This is a genomic window from Paraburkholderia silviterrae, from assembly GCF_004353915.1.
Lineage (GTDB): Bacteria > Pseudomonadota > Gammaproteobacteria > Burkholderiales > Burkholderiaceae > Paraburkholderia > Paraburkholderia silviterrae.
Map to the genome: position 1 here is coordinate 21,186 of NZ_SMRP01000054.1, position 5,357 is coordinate 26,542.

General features: G+C 63.7%; 7 protein-coding genes. 2 read left to right on the forward strand and 5 right to left on the reverse strand.

Annotated elements, in window-relative coordinates; genetic code table 11:
* Window positions 1–34: 34 nt before the first annotated feature.
* A complete protein-coding gene (locus EYW47_RS42765; protein ID WP_133200210.1) occupies window positions 35–196 on the forward strand; it encodes an AraC family transcriptional regulator in 162 nt (53 codons plus the stop codon).
* A 114-nt stretch (window positions 197–310) separates the two neighbouring features.
* Complete coding sequence (locus tag EYW47_RS39440; RefSeq protein ID WP_133200211.1) at window positions 311–1,294, forward strand: helix-turn-helix domain-containing protein; 984 nt, start codon at window positions 311–313, stop codon at window positions 1,292–1,294.
* A gap of 14 nt (window positions 1,295–1,308) precedes the next feature.
* Here EYW47_RS39440 and EYW47_RS39445 read toward each other — a convergent pair whose 3' ends face one another.
* The 5 genes from EYW47_RS39445 to EYW47_RS39465 form a co-directional block, all read right to left on the reverse strand.
* Window positions 1,309–2,091 (reverse strand): c-type cytochrome, encoded by a 783-nt coding sequence (locus tag EYW47_RS39445; RefSeq protein ID WP_133200212.1) that lies wholly within the window; start codon window positions 2,089–2,091, stop codon window positions 1,309–1,311.
* The gene (locus EYW47_RS39450) at window positions 2,088–3,713 is read right to left on the reverse strand and encodes a b(o/a)3-type cytochrome-c oxidase subunit 1 (RefSeq protein WP_133200213.1); all 1,626 of its coding nucleotides are present in this window, start codon (window positions 3,711–3,713) and stop codon (window positions 2,088–2,090) included. Before EYW47_RS39450 ends, EYW47_RS39445 begins: the two co-directional genes overlap by 4 nt.
* A complete protein-coding gene (locus tag EYW47_RS39455; RefSeq protein WP_133200214.1) occupies window positions 3,703–4,272 on the reverse strand; it encodes a cupredoxin domain-containing protein in 570 nt (189 codons plus the stop codon). Before EYW47_RS39455 ends, EYW47_RS39450 begins: the two co-directional genes overlap by 11 nt.
* A gap of 9 nt (window positions 4,273–4,281) precedes the next feature.
* A complete protein-coding gene (locus tag EYW47_RS39460) occupies window positions 4,282–4,464 on the reverse strand; it encodes a hypothetical protein (RefSeq protein WP_133200218.1) in 183 nt (60 codons plus the stop codon).
* 7 nt (window positions 4,465–4,471) lie between these two features.
* Window positions 4,472–5,357: c-type cytochrome (locus EYW47_RS39465; protein WP_240764121.1), on the reverse strand; the 886-nt coding region annotated here is incomplete at its 5' end.

A 5,357-nucleotide genomic window follows, 5' to 3' on the forward strand; every position in this document is an offset into this window, starting at 1 on the left:
GTTATTGACGGCCAGGACGCGAGTGGCGGTGGGCATGCTCCAGTCAAGGGCTTTCGATCACGTCACGACCGCCGAGATTGGCCGACGCGCCGGATTCGCCGATGCCTCTCACTTCGTGCGCGTGATTCGACAAAGAACGGGGCGGACTCCCCGGCAGCTTCGGCAAGGCCGAAAGGCCGACGAAGACGGAGGCTAGCGCACGCGGCTTCATGTTCGTCCCTCGTGTTCGGATCCCAATACTCCCAGGCACAGTAATTGACTTGGCAATCTCGGCCTCCTGATCTTTACTTAGCGTAAGGAGGGGCAGGATATGCGCATTGTTGCGTCACCTTCCATTGCGCGACGGTCGACGCAAGACGTGCCGCCCGCGCAGCGGCTCGACTACTGGGCCGACGTTCTGGCCTCCGCTCTCGTGCCGATGGCGATCCATTGCCCGTCGCCACGCCAGTTCGAGTCGAACCTTTTTAGTGCCCCCCTCGGCCCGATTACGGTAACCGCCCAATGTGGATCAGCACACGATGTCCTGACCACGCAACGTGAGATTGCACAGAGCCGAGGTCGCTCATTTCACCTCGTGATGTGCCGTAACCACGCCTGGACGATGACGCACCGCGGTCAGGCGCGGCTTCTGCCTGGCGAGTTGGCGCTTTTTGATTCGCAGCTTGAGTTCGAACTCCATTGCCCAGACACGTACGACTTCCTGAATTTGACGCTCCCGCCAGAATGGCTGGCCACGTGGGGCCCGAATCTGGAGGGACTGACGGGGCGGAGAATTCCAGCAGATTCCGGATGGGGGCGAGTGCTGTCAGGCTACGCAAGCCAGCTCTCGCCGGAGTTCATCATTCACGCGCCGCTGGCTGAGTCCGTGCTCGCCGATCAGATCGGTGCGTTGCTTGCGCTTACGGCCAACGAGCTGTCGGGCAATCCGCTCAATGCGTCGCCGACGCAGCGATGCCTGCTTGAACGGATTCACGAGTACCTTGTGCAGCGCTGCACCGAGCCACAGTTGAGTGCAGGCGACATTGCAGGCGCGTTGAATGTGTCGCCTCGCACTTTGCACCGGGTTCTGGCAAGCGGCGGCGAAACGTTCGGTCAACAATTGTTGACGGCCAGGACGCGAGTGGCGGTGCGCATGCTCCAGTCGCGGGCGTTCGATCACGTCACAACCGCCGAGATCGGCCGACGCGCCGGATTCACCGATGCCTCACACTTCGTGCGCGTGATTCGTCACGGGACGGGGCGGACTCCGCGGGAGCTTCGGCAAGGCCGAAAGGTCGACGAAAGCGGAGGCTAGCGCACGCGGTTACATCACCGTGTCGGGTTTGCGTAATAGGAAGCGGCAGCGGCGACCTCGCTGGGCGTCATGTTACGGGCGATATTGCGCATCTGTTCGGAGATGTCGTTGTGACGCGTGCCGTCGGCGAACGCCTGCAACTGGGCCGTGGTATAGCGTGCCGGCAAACCGTCGAGCCAGGGGCTGCCCGCCTTGCTGTCGATACCGCCATGACACGCGCCGCAGGCCGGGATGTTGCGCAGCGGCGCACCGTGCACGACGATGTATGGCGCAGCCGCGCCGGCGGGCGCCGGACGCGGCAGGGTCGCGTAGTACGCGGCAAGATCGCGCATGTCCTGGTCGCTGAGTGTGCGCACCATCGGCGACATCACCGCGTTCTGCCGCGCGCCATTCTGGAAGTCGACCAATTGCTTGTAGATCACGATGGCGTATTGCCCAGCCAGGTTAGGCGAGTTGGCCTGACTCATGCCGCGCTCGCCATGGCACATGGTGCAACGCAGCGCCAGCGTCGCGCCGCGGCCGATCGACAGACGGCTCGTGCCGGCTAGCAATTCCGGCGTGACCGGCACGGTGCTCACCTTGTAAGCCGGATCGACCGGCTTGCCGGCCAGCCACTTGCGCGGCACACCAGCCGCGCTGCAGATCGCGTTCCAGACACCCCGGAACTGCGGATCGCGCTGCACCGACGGCAGCCACACAAAGCCAACCCCCACCGAAAACACGAAGAGGCCGACGGCGGCCCCGACACTCGCCCTGAACCAGGGATTGCGCAGCGAGAACAGGCGTTCTTCGCTCATCGCTGCGCTCCAATCGATATCGCCGGCACCGACGTGTCGGAGCGGGCCATCAACTGGGCAATCGGATAGCCATAGTTGAAAACCGTGAGGCCGACCATCAGTGCGAGCCATAGCGCGAAGCCGTTGAGCGCAAGCGGCAGCGTAGACGCTTCATGCACCGCCGTGCTGAAGCGGTACTCCTCGGGCACGGCCAGCGGGCTGCGATGCCCTTCTATCAGCACGACGAAGAACAGGATCGCTGAGACGACCAGAATGAAGCCGCCGATCGCGGACATGGCGACCCACGGCGCCTGCGCCGCGGTCGCCGGATCCGTGTAGTCGAAGTACGCCATACGGCGCGGCATACCGAGAATGCCGACCCAGTGCCATGGAAAGGTCGTCACGATCATGCCGATGAACCACAGGCTCAACTGCCAGCGCATCAGCCGCCGGTTCGCCAGCGCGCGCCCGGTGAGCTGCGGCCACAGATCGTAGGCGATCGCGAAGTACATAATGACGATCGCGCCCGCAAAGATCAGATGAAAATGCCCGGTGATCCATTGCGTGTTGTGGATCGTCGCATCGAGCTGGTAGCTCATGTTGATGAGGCCGCCCGCGCCGCCGAAGCCGAGCATCACGAACGAGAACGCGAGCGCGAGCATCTGCGGGTTGTCCCACGGCAGCGCGGCGAGCCAGCCGAATGTGCCCTTGCCTCCTCTGAGGCGCGCAGCAATCTCGACCGACGCGCAGATGGTGAACACCGTCAGAAGCGTCGGCACGGCCACCAGCGCGGTGAATACCGACTGCAGGAACTTGAAGCCCGAGCCGACCTGCGGATCGACGAACAGATGGTGAATGCCGATCGGCATCGCCACGACGAGAAACAAGATGAACGAGATGCGCGCCATCGTGTCGCTATAGAGGCGCCCGCCGATCGCGCGCGGCACGATCGTGTAGAACGCAATGTAGGCCGGCATCAGCCAGAAGTAGACGATCGCATGCAGCGTCCACGAGAAGAACACGCGCGCGAGACCTGCGTCGATCGTGGTCTTGAAGCCGAGCGCCACCGGCAAGATCTGGAACAGGATTTCGAGCGCCGCGCCGACCGCCGTCCAGCCCCAAAGATAAGCGCCAGCGACGGTGGCGAACATGGCGAGCGGCACCGGCTTGCCCCGGTTGCCGCGCTTCCACGCCGCGAGGTTGATTCCCATCAGCGCGACCCAGATCCACGAGCCGACCACCACGAGCACCACGCCGATGTAGTAGAACGCATTGCCGATCATCGGCGGATAGAACGTGTACAGCACCGATGCACGCCCCATTGCCACCGGCACGCTCGCTGTGAGCGCGCCGAGCGCCACCAGCGCGAATCCCACCCATGCCCAGCGCACGCCCACCAGCGCGCGCTTGAGCGACAGCTCGGCGACCGCATAGCCGAAGCCCATCGCGACGAGCGTCGGGAACACATAGCCCATCACGGTGCCGTGCTCGGTCACCGAGCGGTAGTAGATCTCGGGGTCGTGCAGCCACGCGTGCAGCGGACTGCGCACGAGCATCTGCCATGCGCCGAGCAGCAGCGCGAGCCCAAACACGATGAAGGCCAGCCAGAAATGCGCGAGTACGAGTCGCCGGTTATTTAACACAGCTGAGCCTCCGCGAATGGGCAGCCATTCGTGCGAACGCGGCCTTGTCGATGACCTTCACGTGCGCCCACATCCCCTGATGACCGGTGCCGCAGTATTCGTGGCATGGCATCAGATGATCGGCAGGCCGCTCGAAGGTAGTTCGAAAAGTGGAGATATAGCCGGGTTCGACCATCGAGTTGATGTTCGTGTCCGTGACGAGAAAGCCATGTACGACGTCCGCGCTCGTCGCGCGGAACGTGATTGGCGTATCGGCCGGCACCAGCAAGCACTGCGGCGTGAATGAATACTGCTGCGCAACGACACGCACCGTCACCGATCCGTCCGACTCCACCGCGCTGCCGAGATTGCTTTCGACGAATTCTCCCGCCACATGCAGCGACTCGGGCCGGATGGTCTCGACGCGCGACGGCGGCATCATCGCCCAATGCAGACCGGTATAGATCACCATGGCGACCAGCACGGCGACGAGTGCGACCGCGAGCATCGCCCAACGCCGCTCGACGCGGGCGGCGACTTCGGCGGATGCGTGGCTTCCGGATGCGGATGGGTTAGACATGGCTGCGTCTTATTGAATGACGCCGCGAGGCAGGAAAACCAAGAAATAGAACGCGAACCACAGACCGATGACGATGGCCGTGGCAATGCCCGCGACAGCAAGCGCGCCATACGGGCCGCGGCTCACGATCGCATCGACGCGCTCGGCTTCCGCTTCTGCTCCGCTGTCGGTCGAAACAGGTGAATTGATCACGGCTACCTCAAAAGATGGGCGCTGCACGCAACTGGTTGACTTCGCGGATGCTCACCGGCGTACCGTGGTTGCCCCATGCGGTGCGGATATACGTGACGACGGCCGCCACCTCCTCGTCCGACAGCAACTGCGCGAACGGCGGCATCCCGTAGGGCATCGGATTCTTCGCAGTGCCAGGCGCATAGCCGCCATTCAGCACCATGCGGATCGGATTGACCGACGAGGTCATCTGGATCGACTGATTATTCGCGAGCGGCGGGAAATGCGGCAGCTTGCCCTGCCCCTCGCTCGCGTGGCACAGCGCACATCGCGCGTCGTAGATCTTCTTGCCGAGCGGCGCGAGGCGGTTCCTTTCTTCCGACATCGCGACGCTCGGCGGCGCCGTATCCGTCTCGCGGGAATGTGCAGGCAACGCTTTCAGATAGACCGCGACTGCGCGCACGTCATCTTCGGTGAGGTACTGGAGACTGTCGTAGACGACTTCGGACATCGGCCCATATACCGCGCCCCGCTTCGACACGCCCGAATGCAGCAGGTCCACGATGTCTTCGATGCTCCATTCGCCAAGCCCGGCTTCCCGGTTCGACGTCAGCGACGGTGCATACCAGTTTTGCACCGGGATCAGTCCACCCTGGTACTCCTTCGAACGTGTGTTCCCGCCCAGCGCGTTGATCGCGGTGTGGCACATCGTGCAGTGGCCGAGCCCCTCGACCAGATACGCGCCACGATTCCATTCCACCGACTGCGCCGGATCCGGCCGGTATTCGCCTTCGCGGAAGAACAGCGTGCGCCAGCCGAGCAGCAGCTGGCGCTGGTCGAACGGAAAACGCAATTCGTGCGGGCGGTTCGGCTGCCGGATCGGCGGCACCGACTGCAGGTACGCGTAGATCGCG